Raw genomic sequence first — 17,510 nt, 5'->3', positions numbered from 1 at the left:
TAGCTATGAAGATTTACATGAAATACAAGGGAAATCTGGATAAATAGAACTTGAAAATGCTGTTATTGTTCATATTGCAATGAAAATCACGAACTACAGAACGAAGATAGCAGAATTAGGGTGGTTATTCGAAATCCTCTGTAGTGTTTTTTGCTAGGTTATCAGAATTTCTAATAAATTTATACACAGTAAAGGATTCTTAATTATTACATAAATGCGCCAACATAAAAAGATTTAGATTGTAAAATCAATTTTATTAACGCATAAACAGGTCAGAATCTATCATCTTTTTCAACTGGTCCAGATTCTGTGGGGAGAACACCCCGTATTCAGTTATAAAGCCGGTTACGTATTTTGCAGGCGTTACGTCAAAAGCCGGATTCCTAGCCTTGCTATTTTCCGGCCCAATTGATTTTCCGTTTACTGTCAGCACTTCTTCCTGATCCCTTTCTTCGATTGGTATTTGATCCCCTGACTTTAGGCTGAAATCAAATGTGGTTCCAGGTGCAGCAACGTAAAATGGTACGTTGTTTTCCTTGGCAAGAACTGCTTTTTCATACGTTCCAATTTTATTTGCAAAATCTCCATTTGCACATATCCTATCTGCACCCACTATTGCCATATTGACTTCACCCTTTCTCATAAAATATCCGGCTGCGTTGTCTGCAATTATGGCGTGATCTATTCCTTCTTGTCCTAATTCCCATGCCGTAAGCTTAGCTCCTTGAAGTCTAGGCCTGGTCTCGTCAACAAATACAAATATGTTCTTTCCCGACTCCTTTGCAACTCTCATGGGTGCCAGGGCAGTACCCCAATCGACAACAGCAAGTGCTCCAGCGTTGCAGTGAGTTAATATTTTACTATTATTCTGAATGAATTCATTCCCATATTCACCTATTTTTTTACATCTTCCACTCACTTCCATGGAATATCTTTCAGCTGCATTCAATTCAAAATTATTTTTTTTCATATAATCAATTGCCTTAAACAGATCGTATGCGGTAGGTCTTGTGGAACCTATTTTCTCCACTGCCTTATTCATATCTTCACCATTTATTTTGGCCATTGCCAGACCATAGGCTGCCGTAACTCCTATCGCCGGGGCTCCTCTAACAACCATATGCTTTATTGCATAGGCGATATCGTCAGAATTCTTTGCGTCAAAAATTTCAACCTTTTCTGGGAGTTTTCTCTGCTCGATCATTCTTACCATATTGTTTTCAAACCAGACTGCTCTCAGTTTTCTTTCGTTTCCATCAACTGTTATTTTCATTGAAACCATACATAAATTTCTTTAACATATTAAACGATATTCCATTTCCAAGTTTCTAGGAATGAAATTGCTTATAGAAAAAAAATCTCAAATGGATGATCAATTTAGCATAAAACATAAAAATATAAATAACAAACATAATGCCTCCATCAAGCAATAATGATCATTAGGGAACTTTAAAAAGAATGTTTATATTTCAAAAAGATATTCACTGTGCCGGCAAAAAAATGGGCCCATAGCTCAGCTAGGTAGAGCATCTGGCTTTTAACCAGAGGGTCAGGGGTTCGAATCCCCTTGGGCCCGTAAAGGTGATAAAAATGAGTAAATTCAATGTGTTGCACCACGACTTGGTACCTGAGCATGATTTAGTGGATGAGAAGATGGAGGGGGAACTTCTAAAAAAGTTAAATACACAGAAAGATTTTTTACCTAAAATAAGCATTAAGGATCCTGCTATTGAAGCTTTATCGGAGATTTATGGAGAAATTAAACCTGGACGGATTATTAAAATTACAAGAAAAGTATCCAGAGATGATAAAACAGTCGGTATTACGGAATATTATAGGGTTGTTAGTAACGAGGTTATGAGATGAAGGAAATTATTGAATCGTATTTTAAAAATGAGAGCATTGTTGGTGATCAGATAGAGTCTATGAACACGTTTATTGCGTCTATAGACAATCCAGACAGTGTGATGCAAAGAATTGTTGATGAGACAAAAATATCTGACGATGATGAACCGGGAGTTATAGTTCTTGATTCCACTAAGACTGGTGGGAAGGATATAAGAATATATTTTGGGAGACCTAAGGAAAAGGGGAAATATTACGGGCAGCCAACTGTGTGGATTGACACACCAGAAATTAAGGAAGCATCAGGTGCGACAAATCAAATTACTCCTCAAGAGGCAAGAATCAGGGATTTAAATTACACTGCTCCAATAAACCTCAGACTAAAGGTTGTGGAAGATGGGGTAGAATCAACACCCGAAACCATAAAAATTGGGGAAATGCCAGTAATGGTAAGAACAAAGGCATGCACCCTTTATGGTTCAAATCTCGATAAATATATAGAAAAAAATAACGGACCAATCAATGGAACGAGAAAAGAGAAACTTCAGTACGTTGGAGAGGATCCAAATGATTCTGGTGGTTATTTCATTATAAGCGGCAGTGAGAGGGTTATTGTTTCTCTGGAAGACCTTGCCCCTAACAAGATCCTTGTAGAGTATGAAGAAAAATATGAAACAAAGACTGAGGTAGCCAAGGTATTCTCTCAGGCTGGAGGATACAGAGCCATGACATCTCTTGAAAAATCCAGAGATGGAGATATAAATGTAAATATACCCACGATCTCCGGAGCAATACCCATAGTTATTCTGATGAAAGCCCTTGGCATGGAAAGGGATAAAGATATCCATGATGCAATTCACTCCACTGACGAAATGGACCCCATAATTTTCTACAACATTGAGGCCTCGAGGGATGCAAAATACCTTGCACCAAATGGAGTTGTAACACAGGAAGATGCAATAAATTATCTGGAAAAGAGATTTGCGGCTGGTCAGGCAAAGGACTTCAGGGAAAAGAAAATTTCACAAATAGTCGATAAATTATTGTTACCACACCTTGGTGATACAAAAGACGATAGAATTAAGAAGGCTTTATACCTGGGCAGAATGGCCAGAGCACTTCTGGAACTGAACCTTGGAATAAGAAAAGTTGACGACAAGGATCATCTTGCAAACAAAAGAGTTAAGCTGGCTGGAGATCTTATGGACGAACTCTTCAGAAACGCATTTCAGTCAGTAATGAAGGATTTAAAATATCAATTGGAAAAAACATATAACAGAAAGAAAGGGTTAAGAATAAAACCAGCTGTGAGGCAGGATTTGTTAACGCAAAAAATTATCCATGCAATGTCTACCGGAAACTGGATCGGAGGAAGAACTGGCGTGTCGCAGCTCCTTGACAGGGTTTCCAATGTGAGTACCATATCACATTTGAGAAGAATAATATCTCCTTTAACAAGATCACAGCCCCATTTTGAGGCAAGGGACCTTCATCCTACGCAGTGGGGAAGAATATGCCCTAATGAAACACCTGAAGGTCAAAACTGTGGCCTGGTTAAGAATGAAGCTCTGATGATTAATGTATCAAAGGGAATTGATACAATTGATGTTTTGGAATTCTTGAGAGACAGGGGTATGAGAGAGCCTTCAAAGGAAGAAGAAAATGTTGGAAGAGTGTATCTTAACGGAGACTTTGTTGGTTATCATCCAGACCCAAATGGCCTTACTATGGAAGTGAGAAAAGCAAGAAGAAGAGGAGACATCTCAGACGAGGTCAATATTAGATTTGATACGGCCAACAAGGAAGTAATAATTAACTGTGACAGGGGTAGAATTAGAAGACCATTGCTTGTGGTGGAAAATGGTAAAGTTGCAGTCACAAGGGATATCCTTGAAAGAATTAGATTAGGAGAGATACAGGTAAGGGATCTTACAAGAATAGGAGTTCTTGAATGGATAGATGCTGAGGAAGAGGAAGATCTCTATGTGGCACTTTATGCCTATGATTTCCCTGAGAGGTGCCCTTCGTGTGGAACAGTGCTGTACAGGTCAATAGTTGAGTGGATCAACGAAGGTGAGGATAATATTAAACTGATGTGCCAGAAATGCGGAGGAGTTTTCGAAGGTGAGTCAAGAATAACGAAGGAACATACTCACTTAGAAATAGATCCGTCGATGATTTTGGGAGTTACAGCTTCCATGATTCCATATCCTGAGCATAATTCATCACCTAGGATTACTATGGCCTCTGCTATGACAAAACAGTCCATTGGGCTTTCTGCTACAAACTTTAGAATAAGAACAGATACAAGGGGCCACTTTATGCATTATCCTCAGGTACCGCTGGTAAAAACACAGGTTATGGATTATGTGAAGTATGAGAAAAGGCCTGCAGGTCAAAACTTTGTAGTCGCCATTGTTTCTTATCAGGGATACAACATTCAGGATGCCATAGTTTTCAACAAGGCAGCTGTCCAGAGAGGTCTTGGAAGAAGCAATTTCTTCAGAACCTATAAGGCTGAAGAGAGAAGATATCCGGGAGGAGATGAGGATAAATTTGGAATTCCACCACACGATGTAATGGGTGCAAGGATGGAAAACTTCTACAGAGAGCTTGATCAGGATGGAATTATAAATCCTGAAGCTTACGTACAGGGTTCAGATGTGCTTGTTGGTAAGACATCTCCTCCGAGATTTTCAGGTGAAGATAGTGACAGACTAGGGCCTCAAAGAAGAAGAGAATCCTCAATTACAATGAGACCAAATGAAAGCGGTTATGTTGATAACGTTATACTCACAGTATCAGAAAGTAACAGCAAGATAGTTAAAATAAGAGTAAGGAGTGACAGAAGGCCTGAACTTGGTGATAAATTTGCATCGAGACACGGACAGAAAGGCGTCATAGGAGCCTTGGTTCCACAGGAAGATATGCCATTCACGGAAAGTGGTACAATCCCAGATATTCTGATAAATCCTCATGCAATTCCTTCAAGAATGACAATTGGTCATATACTAGAAATGATTGGCGGAAAAGTTTCTTCCATGAGGGGAAGTCAGGTTGATGGTACTATCTTTAAGGGAGAACCTGAAAACTCACTAAGGGAGGAACTTTTGAAGTATGGATTTAGATATGATTGCACTGAAACAATGTATGACGGAATCACAGGAAAGAAACTTGAGGCTGAAATATTTACAGGTGTAATATACTACCAGAAATTGCATCACATGGTTGCAGGAAAGTTCCATGCAAGATCCAGAGGTCCTGTACAGATACTTACAAGACAACCTACGGAAGGTAGATCAAGGCAGGGAGGATTAAGATTTGGTGAAATGGAGAGGGATACACTCATTGCTCATGGCGCCGCAATGGTAATAAAGGACAGACTTCTTGACCAGAGTGATGGTACAATTCTATATGTCTGTGGAAATCAATCATGCGGACATATTGCAATTCTTGATAGAAGAAAAGGGACTTTGAGATGCCCAGTTTGCGGAAACACTGGGAATATCCATCCCATTGAAACCAGCTATGCATTCAAACTGATGAGAGATGAATTGATGTCAATGGGTGTTATGATGAGATTGATTCTTGGTGATCTTAAATGAATAGTTTTATTTCTAAAAGAATAAATAAGATACAGTTTGCGCTTCTTTCACCTGACGAATTTAGAAGAATGTCGCAGGTGAAAGTTATAAATGCCGACACGAATGGAGACGATGGTTTTCCCATTGAGAAAGGTCTTTTGGATACTCATATGGGAGTTACCGAGCCGGGACTTAAATGCGCAACATGTGGGGGAAAAGTAGATGAGTGCCCAGGGCACTTTGGTCATATTGAACTGGCCATGCCTGTTGTCCATGTTGAATTTGTAAAGGAAATTAAGATGTTCCTTGATGCCACCTGCAAAAGATGCTCACGTATTAAACTGACAAATGAAGAGATGGAGACATACAGAAAAAGACTTACAGAGAAACCACTGGAAGATTATGACCCGGAGTACCTTACAGTTATGATCAAAAGGATTACAGACCAGGCCATAAAGAGAAATGTGTGCCCCCACTGTGGTGAGAAAAATCCAAATATTATACTGGACAAGCCTACCACATTCAGGGAGGGGGAAATCAAAATAACTCCTAAGGAGATCAGAGAAAGACTGGAAAAAATAAGCGATGACGATCTTATATTTTTCGGATTTAACAGTGAATTTGCAAGACCTGAATGGATGATATTGACTGTTCTTCCAGTACCCCCAGTGAATGTGAGACCCTCAATTAAGTTGGAAACATCGGAAACCAGCGAAGATGACCTGACGCACAAACTTGTGGATATCATAAGGATATCACAGAGACTAAGAGAGAGCAGGGATAATGGTTCTCCTCAGTTGATCATTGAAGATCTTTGGGATTTGCTTCAGTTCCATGTTACTACATATTTCGATAATCAAACGGCAGGGATTCCTCCAGCAAGGCACAGATCTGGAAGACCCCTTAAGACTCTCGTTCAAAGAATGAAAGGTAAGGAGGGGAGGTTCAGATCAAATCTTTCTGGAAAGAGAGTAAACTTTTCAGCGAGAACCGTGATTTCTCCGGAACCATTTTTATCTATAAATGAGGTTGGAGTTCCTGAGAAAGCTGCCAGGGAATTAACTGTTCCTGTTTCCATAACGGCTTACAATATTGAAACCATGAGAGAGTGGGTTAAAAGAGGACCTGCGCCAAGGGATGAATTAAATAAGTATGTTTCAGGAGTTAATTATATCCTGAGACCTGACGGAAGAAGAATTAAAATAACTGATCAAAACGCACAAGATAACAGCGAAAAACTGGATATAGGATGGGTTGTTGAGAGACAGTTATCAGAGGGGGATATTGTGTTATTTAACAGACAGCCCTCTCTTCACAGAATGTCAATGATGGGCCATACCGTTAGGATTCTGGACGGCCAGACCTTCAGATTCAACTTGGCTGTTTGTACTCCATATAACGCCGACTTTGATGGAGATGAGATGAATCTTCACGTTCTCCAGAAAGAGGAGGCAAGAGCAGAGGCCAGAATTATAATGAAAGTGCAGGAACAGATTATGTCACCAAGATACGGAGGGCCAATCATTGGTGGTATTCATGACCACGTTACGTCACTCTTTCTTCTGACTCATGGTAACCCAACATTTACAGAGAGAGAAACTATGCACATTATGAGTTATATTGAAAATCCCAGAATGCCAGAACCTACGGAGACAAAAAATGGAGAGAAGGTTTACTATGGCAGGGACATATTTTCTTCCATACTTCCTGATGATTTCAATATAAAATTTAAGAGCAAACTCTGTTCCGGTGCCAAACTTATAGATGGAAAATATAAGTGCGATTATGAGGAAAACGACGAGGATGTATTTGTTACCATTGTCAATGGAAGGCTCATACATGGAACAATTGATGAAACTGCCATATCTCCCTTTGCTGGAAAGATTATCGACAAGATATACAGAAAATATGGGTCAGACAGAGCTGCTAAATTTATTGATGAAATGACAAGACTTGCAGTAGGTTTCATTAGTTTCAGAGGTTTTTCCACAGGTATAGCAGATTATGACATTCCTGAATCCACTGTGCAGGAGATCAAGGAGGAGGCTGACACCACAGAGGAAGAGGTAAACAGACTGGTTATGACGTTCAGAGAAGGAAATCTTACACCAAGGGCAGGTAAATCATCTGAAGAGACGCTCGAGGAAGAGATAATGAAAGTAACTGGAGAGGCAAGGAAGAAATCAGGAGATATAGCGTCAAAGGAACTTGGTCTCACAAATCCCTCAGTCATAATGGCAAGATCAGGTGCAAGAGCCAAAATGCTTAACATTTCAGAGGTAGCGGGAATGGTCGGTCAGCAGTCTGTAAGGGGGCAGCGTCTTAACAGGGGTTATGATGGCAGAACCTTAACTCATTTCAAAAAAGGTGATCTTGGGGCAGATTCAAGAGGCTTTGTGAGATCATCATACAAGAGTGGACTTAATCCACTAGAATACTTCCTACACAGTATAGGAGGTAGAGAAGGTCTGGTGGATACAGCCGTAAGAACATCAAGAAGTGGATATATGCAGAGAAGACTGATCAACGCCTTTGAGGATTTGAAAGTCAATGAGGAGGGTCAGGTAACTGATACTGTTGGTGCTGTGGTACAGTTCAAATATGGTTCTGACGGAATCGACCCGACCAAGAGTGATAATGGCAAACCTGTCGACCTTGATTATGTGCTTTTTGATATAGAGAATACATTGTCTGGAAAAGAGGCAAAGGAACTAAGAAAAGCCGCAGACTCAACGGAGACAGTTGAGGTGCGTGGAAAACAGGTGGCACTCTGGAAGGATAATGCTGCAAATGTCAAAAAAATGAAAGAAAGCAAGGTTCCTTTCAGATACGCAGTTGATTTTAAGGTTCCTCCGGACGTGAGGGATGCTTACATATCAACCAATGAAAAAACTGCAACAATTCATCTTGTTATATCTGGTGTCGAGGAATATGTGCAGGACGATGGAATATTGATGAAAGACAAGAATAGCGCGGTTTCAACACTAAACGTTTCAGCCGTGGAGGAATTAAATGAAGGCATTCCGAGTAATAGATTTCAGACAGAGGGTGGAAAACTGAAAAAGATAAACTCAACATTCATAGCTGATATCAATTCAGAGGAGGATGTTCAATGAAAGTCCTTCTCATAAGAGATTCGTCATCAAATGCAAAGGAAATAAAATCAAAGGAAACACCATTTTTCTATGCTCTCTGTGGCGAAGCCCCGGAAGGAATTGAAGAGGCGTACGTAAGTGGTGGAGGAAAGAATGCGACACTCCATTTAAGTATTGGGTCAGTTAAAAAATATGAAGGTCAGGAAAATTGCGTTATCAATCAGTGCAATAAACCAGAGTACGTAATAGAGATTTTGTCAGTGCAACACAGTGAGAGTGGAATTCCAGCTTCAAAATTCACCGTTCAGGGAGAAAAAGTAGAAACAATAGAGGGAATTCATATTGCTGAACTTCTTGAAAAAGGGAAAACTTCATCTGTAAAAAAAACCATAGAAAATAAGAAAGATGATGAGGAAAAAGAAATGAAAAATGTTAATGAACCAGAAGATAAAAACCTTGAAAATTCTAAAAATCAGGTACTCGTGTGGAGAGATGTATCCAAAAAAGTGAAACAGCTTCTCGAAGTTGGCGCTTGCAAATATGCCGTGGACTTCGAAGTTACAAAAGGCATCAGGGAAGGATATATATCCACAGACAAGAAAAAAGCGTCGGTGAAAGTGCTTATAGAGAAAGTGGAACCATACAAGGATTCTGAAGATTTGATCAAGAAAAAAGAAAAGAATTTGAAATCCATTCTCCATCTAAGTTCTGTTCATCTGCTGGATAAACCAGTCATGTCCTCCGATTTTATTTTTGCAGGTGGACCACTCACTTCAATTGAATCCAATTATGAAGCCCAGATTTCCAGGATAGAAATTACGAAAAAAGAGGAGTACGTTTCTCAGGTTTCTCCAGAGGTAATGGACCTCATAGAGGGAGAAAAAAAGAAAGGAATTGTGTTACCAGTTGACATAGCCCAGAGACTTATAGAGATGAAGAAAAAAATCACCACAGCTGAATTTAACGGAGTCCTAAAAAGGGTTGAGCAAGAGATCGAAAAAAGAAAGATTGACCCCTATGAGGCTGTTGGAATTATAGCGGCTCAGAGTATTGGTGAACCAGGTACACAGATGACAATGAGAACTTTCCACTACGCAGGTGTGAAGGATGTGGATGTTACGCTGGGATTACCAAGAATTATTGAAATAGTAGACGCCAGAAGAACGCCATCTACACCATCTATGAACATATACCTGACATCTGAATATGAAAAGAGTGAGGAAGTTGTGAATCGTGTTATGAGGGAAATTGAAAATACAACTGTCCTTGATGTGTGTGAAATAAGTACGGATATATCTGAAATGACTGTTACCATAATACCGAGAAAGGATCTTCTTGATAGAAGAAAGGTAAGTTTTGAGGACATAATGAGAGTAGTGAGCGCACAGAAAGGGATAACAATAATCAGCAATGAAAACAATAATATTGAAATAAAACCATCCTCAGATTCGTACAGAAAGCTGTATGCACTTCAAGAATCAATTAAAGCCCTCACGATTAAGGGATTCCCGGGTATAAAGAGAGCAGTTGCTATAAGGGAGGACGATGGGACATACAAGATTCAGACCCAGGGTTCAAATTTGAGACAGGTTCTCGAAATAGAAGAGATTGATTCGACCAGAACCACGACAAATGATATAATAGAAATTGCAAATGTTTTGGGAATAGAGGCCGCAAGAAATGCAATTTTAAACGAGATAAAGGACACGCTACACGAGCAATCCCTTGAAGTGGATGAAAGACACCTTATGGTAGTAGCTGACATGATGACTTTTGAGGGTACAGTACGTGCGGTGGGAAGACAGGGAATATCTGGTAAGAAGAGCAGCGTACTGGCAAGGGCCGCCTTTGAAATTACAACAAAACACCTGATGAGGGCAGGTATAGTAGGAGAGACTGATGAATTGACAGGAGTGGCTGAAAATATTATAGTTGGCCAACCAGTTACTTTAGGGACAGGTGCAGTAAACCTTGTTTATAAGGGAATTGGATCAAATAATGTTTCAAAGAAAAATGACAACGATGTAAAAGGTGAATAATTTTGAGCACAAAAGGTGTAACCATTGACAACAGAATTATGGAACTGCGCGCTCTTTTTGACAGAATAGCAAGAGTTGAGGTTAAGGAATGCATGGAGAATGAAGACATGGTTCTCTTCATAGTTCCAGAAAGGAAGATGGCAGAGATGTTTAAGAGGAACCAAAACGTAGTTGCGAATCTGAAAGAAAAGATAAACAAACACATACTGATTGCTGAATATTCCCGAGATCTCATATCTTTTGTGAGGAATCTTTATTTCAGGTTTGGAATCAAAGAGATTTCAGTCAAATGGGAGCAGGGTCAGATTGATATACAGGTTGCTGTTGATCCGAACGAAGTTGGCAAGGCCATAGGAAAGGAAGGAAGGAATGTAAAGCTGTTAAAGGATGCCATTTCCAGATTTACTGAAATTAGGTCCCTTTCAATTAAACAGCCATAAGACTATTTCAAGGGAAAGGATATATGCCCATATCTAATATGTGATAAGAGAGGAAATGAATGGAAGAGGATAGATTTAACAGGGATTCTGAAAATCCAGATGACCAGATTACGAGGGTTATATTACCCAACAAAAGAAAGGGCGAGATGTTTGGAATAGTCGAAAAGCTATCTGGTGGTTCCCACCTGACGGTTATGTGTGAGGATGGATTTACACGAGCATCAAGGATCCCCGGGAAGATGAAAAAGAGAATGTGGATAAGAGAGAAGGATCTTGTAATTGTTAAGCCCTGGCAGTTTCAGAACGAAAAGGCGGATATAGTATATCGTTACACTCAGACACAGGCAAATTATCTTAGTAGAAACTCAGCACTCCCTGAAATCATAAATATATTCAAGTGAAATGGAAGACACATCGGCATTAAGGAAGCTCCTTGACAGGGACGAATTTAAGTTCAGCGAAAATCTGGACAGGAAGACGGAGGGGCTTGTTTTTGATAAAAGGACAATAGATGCCATTTTTCAGATATTTAAGGAATTTTCCATAAGAAGTCTTGATTTTCCCATTTCGTCAGGCAAGGAATCAATTGTTTTCAAAGTAATAGGGAACAGGAAACCACAGGTAATGAAAATATTCAAGATGTCAACACTTAAATTTCAGAATACTCAGAAGTACATTGATGGAGATCCAAGATTTAAAAATTACAGAAAAACCAGGGGAAATATAGTGTATCTCTGGACAAGGAAAGAGTTTGCCAATCTGAAGCTTTGCGAGGATTACGGCATAAGAGTTCCCAAACCCTATGGATTCAAGGAGAATGTTCTCCTCATGGGCTATATAGGAACAAAGATTTCACCAGCTCCCAAGTTAAAGGACATAAGTGATGAGAAAAGGGAAAAGTACCTTATCAGCGCAATGATGGAATACAAAACCATGGTGGAAAAGGCCGGCATAGTTCACGCTGATTTCAGTGAATATAATATACTGTGCCACATGGGAAAGAGCTACGTGATCGATCTAGGACAGGCAGTATCCAAAGACCACCCAATGGCACAGCAATTTCTCGAGAGAGATATGGAAAATATGAAAAACTATTGTGCAAGAAATCAGATCGAGTTTAAGGAAGAGTGGATACCTCAATTAAGGAGGAGTGAAGAGAATGAGTGAGGAGTATAGTATATCTGTGCGCATACCAAAGGAGAGAATTGGGGTTCTGATAGGAAAGGATGGATCAGTGAAGAAAAGCATAGAGGAAGCTGGCGAATGCATTCTCCAAATAGACTCCACAGAAGGGGACGTATTGATTATTCAGAAGGGGGACCCCGTAAAGGTAAATATAACCGGAGAAGTGGTAAGGGCAATAGGGAGGGGTTTTAATCCTGACAGAGCTTATAACCTCTTCAATGACGGCTTTCAGCTTGTTGTCCTGCCCTTAAGGGATGTGGCGAAGAAGGGATCGAACAGAATAAATGAGATTAAGGGGAGAATTATTGGCCGTGAAGGAAAAACGAGAAAGATAATAGAGGACATTACAGATACCATGATATCCGTTTACGGAGATACTGTTTCATTGATCGGTGATTATATATCAATGAAGTATGCCCTTCAAGCTGTGGAAATGCTAATAGAAGGGAGAAAACAGAGAACCGTATATTCCTTCCTCGAATCAAAAGTGAGGGATTTGAAAATGGAACGCCTGAACGAATCCTTCAGGTAAAATAAATTTAAACACAGTGATCCTCATAATAAGTGTTATATTGCTTTATTAAATATCTGGTTACAGCGGGGTGGGGTAGCTAGGAAATCCCGACGGGCTCATAACCCGTAGATCGATGGTTCAAATCCATTCCCCGCTATTTTTTCCTATTTTCATAATAAGTTCTTCAAAATTTCCGTTTCCCGTCAAAGGTATGGTATTATATCCCATGGATTGGAGTGCACTTTTTGTGGTTTTTCCAACTGGAAAACATGGTACACTGGTATATCTGCCCTGAGTTAATCTTTGAAAAATCTCTACCTCCAGTGGTGATGTAAAGACAAGGCCGAGTAAGTCTTTTCCATTGATACTTGTTTCAATTTCCCCAACCGGACTCAGCTCCTCATAATGATAAAGAATAAGATTTACGCATTCTATATTATGAGAAAGAAGTCTCTTTTCTAGATCCTCTTTATGTTCCAAATTTCTGGGTATTAAAATCCTGTCTCCCCTGTCCATTGATTCTTTGATTAAATTGAATAATCCCTCTGAATCGTGAACGGTAGGTATTTTTGATGATATACCGTAATACGTCAGTTCTTTAGAAGTCTTCTCTCCTATGGAAAAAACCTTCTTTCCATCAAGGAATGAAATGCCATAAGATTCCATAAATGAGTTTACACCTTCAGTGCTCATAAATACAACACCATCATAGGAATCCTTCCTCAGGATTGGGATATGATCCACAGGCACAATTCTTGTCAGAGGTATATTTACAACCACAATTGGATATTTCAGATTTTTAAATTTGTTCTCAGGTCTGAAGCTCAGAACATAATTCAGATTACCATCTCCCTCACCTGTCTTGCAAGTGTCAAGGCTTCCGCCTCACTGTTAATCTTTTTTCTTATGCTTATTTCAGCTTCCCCTGCGTTAATATCAAGGAACATCAAATTCCTTATTGGATCATAAAAGATTCCATTTGGCGAAGAACAGCCAAAGTCCAGAACGTTTGATACACTTCTTTCCATATTGAAACGCTTTCTTGCAACAGGGTCCTCTGCTGCCTTTATCTTTTCATTGAATTTTCCATCCTTTGTGGAGACCACAGCTATTATTCCCTGATTTGTTGCGGGAACGCATATGGATTCATCCAGAATTTTGAATTCCCTGTTTGGGTACAATCTCCTTAGACCTGCCTCGGAAAGTATGATTCCATCATATGTTCCATTTTCCAGTTTTTGGAGCCTTGTATCTATGTTTCCACGTATATTTTTAATCTTCCATTGCGGGTAGATTCTTGATATCTGCTTCTCTCTTCTCGAAGAAGATGTTCCAACAGTCATCTGATCCTTAGGGTTTTCCCCCTCCCTGAGAACGATGACATCGTGAAAATTTTCCCAATCAAATACGGCCGAAACCTCAAGATTTTCATCCATGTCACCAGGCATGTCTTTTGCACTGTGAACTGCGCAATGAATATCACCAAGAAGAATCATATCATTAAGTTTCTTTACAAAAAGGCCTGTTCCTCCTATCTCTTTCAGGGATTTCTCCCCTGATTCATCACCATGACTCGTTACCTTCACTATTTCATTATCCTTCAATTGGAGTCTCTTAAGAAACATCTCTGTTTGATAAACAGCAAGCTTACTGGACCTTGTCCCCACTAACATTCAGATCATACTCCAACGCATAAGCCATTTTGAATGCAGCCATTTCTACCTCCTCAGGGGTGTGCGCCATTCCAATGAATGAAGCCTCAAACTGACCTGGAGACAGATATATTCCATTTTTCAGAAGATTTTTAAAGAATTGAGTGAATTGCCCCACATTGGACCTCTTTGCACTCTCATAGTCCTTTACCTCGCTGTCGTTAAAAAATATTGTGAACATATTGTAAACTCGGTTAACCCTCACTCCAAGATCTCTGTAGGGACTTAACTTATCTTCTATCCACTTTGCCAGCTCCGTGGTGTATTGGTAATTGCTCTTCTTTAGAAAGTGGAGGGTTGCTATACCTGAAGCCATTGTATATGGGTTTGCAGAGAATGTTCCAGACTGGTATACCTTTCCAGATGGAGAGATATTTTTCATTATTTCCTCTGATCCACCAAACAGACCAACAGGCATTCCTCCTCCGATTATCTTTCCCATAGTGGTCAGATCAGGTCTTACATTGATCAGGTCCTGATAAGCCCCGTAGTGGAACCTGAACCCCGTTATCACTTCATCAAATATTAGCAGAGAACCATACTTCTCAGTGATCTCCCTGAGGAATTTCAAAAAATCCTTCTCAGGTGGTATCACACCCATGTTTCCCATAACAGGTTCCGTGATTACCGCTGCTATCTCTTTTCCGTGTTTACTGAATATCTCTTCAATATTCTTTTTGTCATTGAATGTGCCTACCAACACTGTTCTACCTATTTCTTCCGGGATTCCCTTACTTGAAGGAACTCCAAAGGTCATTGCGCCACTTCCGGCCTCAACCAGAACATAATCGTGTGCACCGTGAAAACCTCCTGCCATTTTGAGGATTAATTTTCTTCCGGTGTACCCTCTTGCAAGCCGGATTGCGTGCATAGTCGCTTCAGTTCCAGAGTTTACAAATCTCATCATTTCCACAGAAGGTACTGCATCTTTAATCAGTTCCCCCATTACAATTTCATTTTCAGTCGGGACACCTTCAGGAAGTGGATTTCCAAGAAACTCCATGGTTTCTCCAAGTATCTCTGAATTCCCATATCCCGCAAAATTGGCTCCAAAACCCATTGAGAAATCCAGATATTCGTGCCCATCAACATCAAATATCCTGCTACCTGAAGCCCGTGAAAAATATACCGGATATGGATCGTAAAACCTGACGGGAGAATTTACCCCCTTTGGAAAAATTTTTAATGCTCTGTGAAAAAGACTCTCAGAATCCATGATTGGGTATGCCTAATATCGATTTATTCTTTTCACAGGAAATTTCAATATTGCAAAATTATAAATGTAATATAAAGAGACTCAAAGGGGAAACATAAATCAGAAAAGGTAAAATTTTGTTTGCAATGAAGAACCGTTGAGATCTCCTGGAATTAAGGTACCTGTAGCAGAGGCGGAAACCGCTTTAAAGCAAATCATAAGAGAGAGGGCAATTAATAAAAATCTTCGATCCTTCAGTGATGAGAATTACGTGTATTTCCCTTTAAGCAGGAATATTTACATAAATAACGGGGTTAATGGTGAATTTGATTTTGATTTGAAAAATATTACAGGAATCAGAGAAATACTGAAAAATACCATGGGTCGGGATGGTGAAAAGATTGGATGGCAAAGGATTGGAGACGCTCTCATATTCAACCATAATACAAATATTCCGGAGAAAGCATGCGAATTGCTGAATGAGAGACTTGGATTTAGACAGATTTATGAAATACAGGGACCGGTAATTGGAGAATCCAGGAAGCCTGAAATTAAAATACTTTACGGGGAGCCCCATGATACAAAATACAGGGAAAATGGAGTCACCTTTGTGCTCAATCCAAATAAGGTTATGTTAAGTAAGGGGAACATTGTGGAAAGGGGAATACCCTATTCCAAATTAATTTCCCCAAGAGAAGTGCTTGATATGTTTAGCGGAATCGGATATTTTTCTCTGCCTCTTGGAAAGAGATTTCCCATAGTATCCATGACCTGCGTTGATATTAATTCCACTGCCCTCGAATATCTGAAAAAATCCTATCAGGAGACAGGGTTGAAATTCCCATTGACCTTAATTAATTCAGATTGCAGAAATATTAATACCGATAAAAAATTTGATACAATAATTATGGGAAATTTCAAGAGCGTTAATTATCTTCCTCAGGCACTGAGTCATGGCAAAGAGGAATTTAACTTAATCATACATCATATAGAGTCCTCCGACACTATTGAAAGGGCCGACTATGAACTGATGAAAAAATGCATTAATCTTGGCTATCTTGCGTCAGTAATAGATACACACATAGTGAAGTCCTACGCACCTCACATGTGGCATTTATCAACATTAATTTTTCTGAGGAGAAAATTTTAGGCAAAATTTAAAACATAGTATGGTATATTCAGATGAAAATGGATAATAGAAAAAATACATATAAGGGAAAAAAACCATATAGATCAAAAGAGGATAAGAGACAACCTGTTCCAAAAAAGATCAAGAAACTTGATATGAGGAAAAGTGAGGAGTTTAATTTCATGCTATCCAAGGCCATAGAGAGCCTTCCGGATAGTGTAAGGGGCTCTATTGCCGGCGGTATTTATGCAGCTGCATCCCGTCAGGGACTCAATGAGGCAAGAATCTTCCTTAACAAGAAAGGGGAAGAAGGTATTTTGGACGAGAAAATGCAGAGACAGATCTGGAATTTGCTGAACGATTATTCCACATACAGGTAAGGATATGGATGATCCTCTACTGAAGAGAGTGGAGAAGTACATTGAAATAGAAAGGAAAGCTCTTAATGAGATTTCCATATGTGTCCCTGAAAATTCTGTTTTGTACATTTATGCAAAGGATTCTCTCAATATGATAAGGGCATATTTCGATGATGCACTTTATTTCAAGGAGAAAGGTGATCTTGTAAATGCCCTTTCAGCTCTCAATTATTCCTATGGATGGATAGATTCTGGCGTAAGACTTGGCGTATATAAGACGGACAACGATTACATGAAGTTCACGTTTTTTAAGTAAAATTATAAGTGATAAGATTGCACTATCTCCATCATCACAATCTGAATTAAGATTTTTTCGAGGAAATCTGTATAAACAATCATTCCTACGGCCTTCC

Annotated in this window: 15 protein-coding genes and 2 tRNA genes; 13 read left to right on the top strand and 4 right to left on the bottom strand. The window is 39.5% G+C overall.

Annotation, left to right across the window (positions count from 1 at the left end):
* Positions 1–256: 256 nt before the first annotated feature.
* Entirely contained in the window at positions 257–1,273 is a 1,017-nt protein-coding gene (gene mtnA, locus ACNF42_RS04925; RefSeq protein WP_443339501.1) for an S-methyl-5-thioribose-1-phosphate isomerase, read from the bottom strand.
* 229 nt (positions 1,274–1,502) lie between these two features.
* Between mtnA and ACNF42_RS04920 the strand changes: the two genes are divergently transcribed.
* The 10 genes from ACNF42_RS04920 (at position 1,503) to ACNF42_RS04875 (ending at position 12,859) form a co-directional block, all read left to right on the top strand.
* Positions 1,503–1,576, top strand: a tRNA-Lys gene (locus ACNF42_RS04920).
* 14 nt (positions 1,577–1,590) lie between these two features.
* A complete protein-coding gene (locus ACNF42_RS04915) occupies positions 1,591–1,866 on the top strand; it encodes a DNA-directed RNA polymerase subunit RpoH/Rpb5 C-terminal domain-containing protein (protein ID WP_443339499.1) in 276 nt (91 codons plus the stop codon).
* A complete protein-coding gene (locus ACNF42_RS04910) occupies positions 1,863–5,450 on the top strand; it encodes a DNA-directed RNA polymerase subunit B (protein ID WP_443339498.1) in 3,588 nt (1,195 codons plus the stop codon). The genes ACNF42_RS04915 and ACNF42_RS04910 overlap by 4 nt, the downstream gene beginning before the upstream one ends.
* A complete protein-coding gene (gene rpoA1, locus ACNF42_RS04905; RefSeq protein ID WP_443339497.1) occupies positions 5,447–8,545 on the top strand; it encodes a DNA-directed RNA polymerase subunit A' in 3,099 nt (1,032 codons plus the stop codon). The genes ACNF42_RS04910 and rpoA1 overlap by 4 nt, the downstream gene beginning before the upstream one ends.
* On the top strand, positions 8,542–10,563 hold the full coding sequence (gene rpoA2, locus ACNF42_RS04900) for a DNA-directed RNA polymerase subunit A'' (RefSeq protein WP_443339495.1): 2,022 nt from the start codon (positions 8,542–8,544) through the stop codon (positions 10,561–10,563). Before rpoA1 ends, rpoA2 begins: the two co-directional genes overlap by 4 nt.
* A 2-nt stretch (positions 10,564–10,565) precedes the next feature.
* On the top strand, positions 10,566–11,003 hold the full coding sequence (locus ACNF42_RS04895) for a NusA-like transcription termination signal-binding factor (protein ID WP_443339494.1): 438 nt from the start codon (positions 10,566–10,568) through the stop codon (positions 11,001–11,003).
* Between the two features lie 59 nt (positions 11,004–11,062).
* The gene (gene eif1A / locus ACNF42_RS04890) at positions 11,063–11,404 is read left to right on the top strand and encodes a translation initiation factor eIF-1A (protein WP_443339493.1); all 342 of its coding nucleotides are present in this window, start codon (positions 11,063–11,065) and stop codon (positions 11,402–11,404) included.
* Position 11,405: 1 nt separating this feature from the next.
* Positions 11,406–12,170: a serine protein kinase RIO gene (locus tag ACNF42_RS04885; RefSeq protein WP_443339491.1), complete on the top strand. Its 765-nt coding sequence runs from the start codon at positions 11,406–11,408 to the stop codon at positions 12,168–12,170.
* The gene (locus ACNF42_RS04880) at positions 12,163–12,720 is read left to right on the top strand and encodes a KH domain-containing protein (protein ID WP_443339489.1); all 558 of its coding nucleotides are present in this window, start codon (positions 12,163–12,165) and stop codon (positions 12,718–12,720) included. The genes ACNF42_RS04885 and ACNF42_RS04880 overlap by 8 nt, the downstream gene beginning before the upstream one ends.
* A gap of 64 nt (positions 12,721–12,784) precedes the next feature.
* Positions 12,785–12,859 (top strand) — tRNA-Met (locus ACNF42_RS04875).
* Here ACNF42_RS04875 and ACNF42_RS04870 read toward each other — a convergent pair.
* The 3 genes from ACNF42_RS04870 to ACNF42_RS04860 are packed head-to-tail and all read right to left on the bottom strand — an operon-like array spanning position 12,841 to position 15,630.
* Positions 12,841–13,482, bottom strand: coding sequence for a uroporphyrinogen-III synthase (locus ACNF42_RS04870; protein ID WP_443339487.1), 642 nt, complete (start codon positions 13,480–13,482; stop codon positions 12,841–12,843). The two genes, ACNF42_RS04875 and ACNF42_RS04870, sit on opposite strands and share 19 nt — an antisense overlap.
* Before the next feature lie 56 nt (positions 13,483–13,538).
* Positions 13,539–14,369, bottom strand: coding sequence for a hydroxymethylbilane synthase (gene hemC, locus ACNF42_RS04865; RefSeq protein ID WP_443339485.1), 831 nt, complete (start codon positions 14,367–14,369; stop codon positions 13,539–13,541).
* Positions 14,350–15,630: an aspartate aminotransferase family protein gene (locus ACNF42_RS04860; RefSeq protein ID WP_443339483.1), complete on the bottom strand. Its 1,281-nt coding sequence runs from the start codon at positions 15,628–15,630 to the stop codon at positions 14,350–14,352. Before ACNF42_RS04860 ends, hemC begins: the two co-directional genes overlap by 20 nt.
* Positions 15,631–15,766: 136 nt before the next feature.
* Here ACNF42_RS04860 and ACNF42_RS04855 point away from each other — a divergent pair, with 136 nt between their 5' ends.
* The 3 genes from ACNF42_RS04855 to ACNF42_RS04845 are packed head-to-tail and all read left to right on the top strand — an operon-like array spanning position 15,767 to position 17,413.
* Positions 15,767–16,759, top strand: coding sequence for a class I SAM-dependent methyltransferase (locus ACNF42_RS04855; RefSeq protein WP_443339481.1), 993 nt, complete (start codon positions 15,767–15,769; stop codon positions 16,757–16,759).
* A gap of 32 nt (positions 16,760–16,791) precedes the next feature.
* On the top strand, positions 16,792–17,118 hold the full coding sequence (locus tag ACNF42_RS04850) for a hypothetical protein (protein WP_443339479.1): 327 nt from the start codon (positions 16,792–16,794) through the stop codon (positions 17,116–17,118).
* A 4-nt stretch (positions 17,119–17,122) separates the two neighbouring features.
* A complete protein-coding gene (locus tag ACNF42_RS04845; RefSeq protein ID WP_443339477.1) occupies positions 17,123–17,413 on the top strand; it encodes a DUF357 domain-containing protein in 291 nt (96 codons plus the stop codon).
* Positions 17,414–17,510: the final 97 nt, after the last annotated feature.

It is taken from the genome of Cuniculiplasma thermophilum, from assembly GCF_052315355.1.
GTDB lineage: Archaea > Thermoplasmatota > Thermoplasmata > Thermoplasmatales > Thermoplasmataceae > Cuniculiplasma.
This window is presented reverse-complemented; position numbering and strand designations above follow the sequence as displayed.